Raw genomic sequence first — 2,277 nt, 5'->3', positions numbered from 1 at the left:
TGGATGTTCGACGGGAAGATGTTGCGCGGGCTCACCGGCACGCCCATGCGCATGATCGACTTCGCGAACAGCGTGTTCGCCGACGCGGAGCCGGAGCCGTTGACGTTGGCGAACTTGACGACGAAGTCGTTGATCGCCTCGCTGGGTTTTGCCATGGAGGTTCTGTTCAGTTCCTGTAGGACGGGTCTTTGTTGTCGATGATGCGTTCGAGCGCGGCGAACTCGAGCTCGCCGAAGCCGACCGCGCCGCGGTCGGTGAGGAATTCGTCGCCCATGCGCGCCGAGGCCGCGCACACTTCGTCCGGCGGCAAGTGCAGCTTCGTGCCGCCCGCCTGTGCGGCGAGCTGGATCTGGCAGGCGCGCTCGAGGCGCCACATCAGGAGGAACGCCTCCTCCACCGTGCGGCCGACGGTCAACAGGCCATGGTTGCGGAGGATGAGCACCGGGTGCTTCCCGAGGCTCGCGACCAGCCGCTCGCGCTCGCCGAGGTTCATCGCCGGCCCCTCGAACTCGTGGTAGCCGACCTTGCCGTAGAAGTTGTGCGAGTACATGTGCACCGGCAGGAGGCCGCACTCCTGCGCCGACACCGCCATGCCGGCGAGCGTGTGGGTGTGGAACACGCACTGCGCGTCGTCGCGCGCCATGTGCACCGCGCCGTGGATCACGAAGCCGGGCTCGTTCGCCTTGTAGGCGCTCGCCCCGGCGTTCTTGCCCTCCGAGTCGATCTTCACGAGGTTCGACGCGGTGACCTCGTCGAAGCGCAGGCCGTAGGGATTGATCAGGAAGTGGTGCTCCGGCCCGGGGACCCGCAGGCTGATGTGGGTGTAGATCAGCTCCGACCAGCCGAGGTGGTCGGCGATGCGGTAGGCGGCGGCGAGCCGGACGCGCAGTGCACGCTCCGCGCCGGCTTCGGGGGCGAGTTCGACGGCGCGGGCGGTTTTCACTGGCGGGAGTTCCTCGGCGGGTTCACGCTGCCTTCAGCGTGCGCTTGCGTGGATCGCGGCAGGACGGGCCGGCGTGCGTCATGTCGAGCAGGAACTTCTGCATGTCCCAGGCGCCGGTCGGGCAGCGCTCGGCGCAGAGACCGCAGTGCAGGCAGACGTCCTCGTCCTTCACCATCACCCGCATCGTCTTCAGCGCCGCCGAGACGTAGAGCTCCTGCGTCGCGTTCTTCGCCGGCGCACGCAGGCGGGTGCGGAGATCGGCTTCTTCGCCGTCCGGCACGAAGCTGATGCAGTCCATCGGGCAGATGTCGACGCAGGCGTCGCACTCGATGCAGAGCTTGTCGGTGAAGACGGTCTGCACGTCGCAGTTCAGGCAGCGCCGCGCTTCCTTGAGCCCGGTGGCCGGGTCGAAGCCGAGCTCGACCTCGACCTTGATGTTCTTCAGCGTCTGGTTGACGTCGCGCCACGGCACCTTGAAGCGTGCGTCGAGCGTGACGTCGTTGTCGTAGCTCCACTCGTGGATGCCCATCTTCTGCGACATCAGCGTCACGCCTGGCGCCGGGCGCTTGCCCACGTCCTCGTCGTGGCAGTAGCGGTCGATCGAGATCGCGGCGTCGTGGCCGTGCGCGACCGCCCAGATGATGTTCTTCGGCCCGAGCGCCGAGTCGCCGCCGAAGAACACGTTCGGCAGGCTCGACTGGAGCGTGACCGGGTCGAGCTTCGGCATGCCGTGCCGGTCGAACTCGAGCCCGCAGTCGCGCTCGATCCAGGGGAACGCGTTTTCCTGTCCCACGGCGACGAGCACGTCGTCGCACTCGAAGTGCTGCTCCGGCGCGTTGGTGGGGACGAGGGTGCGGCGGCCATTGGCGTCGTAGATCGCCTGCACTTTCTCGAAGGTCACCCCGGTCAGGTTTCCGTTTGCGTGCGTGAACGCCTTCGGCACGAGGTAGTTGAGGATCGGGATGCCCTCGTGCATCGCGTCCTCCTTCTCCCACGGGCTCGCCTTCATCTCCTCGAACCCGGACCGCACGATCACTTTCACGTCCTCGCCGCCGAGGCGCTTCGACGAGCGGCAGCAGTCCATCGCGGTGTTGCCGCCGCCGAGGACGATCACGCGCTTGCCGATCTTCGTGGTGTGGCCGAACGAGACGCTCGAGAGCCAGTCGATGCCGATGTGGATGTTGGCCGCCGCTTCCTTGCGCCCCGGGATGTCGAGGTCGCGTCCGCGCGGCGCGCCGCAGCCGACGAAGATCGCGTCGTAGCCTTCGCCGAGGAGCTGCTTCATCGAGGAGACGTACGCGCCGCCGCGGAACTCGACGCCGAGGTCGAGCACG

General features: G+C 67.4%; 2 protein-coding genes. Both read right to left on the bottom strand.

All coding sequences use genetic code 11. The annotated features are described in order from the left end of the window. Positions 1–166: 166 nt before the first annotated feature. Positions 167–943: a class II aldolase/adducin family protein gene (locus tag VMS22_15485; protein ID HXJ35435.1), complete on the bottom strand. Its 777-nt coding sequence runs from the start codon at positions 941–943 to the stop codon at positions 167–169. A gap of 22 nt (positions 944–965) precedes the next feature. Next, on the bottom strand, positions 966–2,277 hold a 1,312-nt coding region (locus tag VMS22_15480), incomplete at its 5' end, for an FAD-dependent oxidoreductase (GenBank protein HXJ35434.1).

This window comes from Candidatus Eisenbacteria bacterium (assembly GCA_035577985.1).
GTDB lineage: Bacteria > Desulfobacterota > Binatia > DP-6 > DP-6 > DATJZY01.
This window is presented reverse-complemented; position numbering and strand designations above follow the sequence as displayed.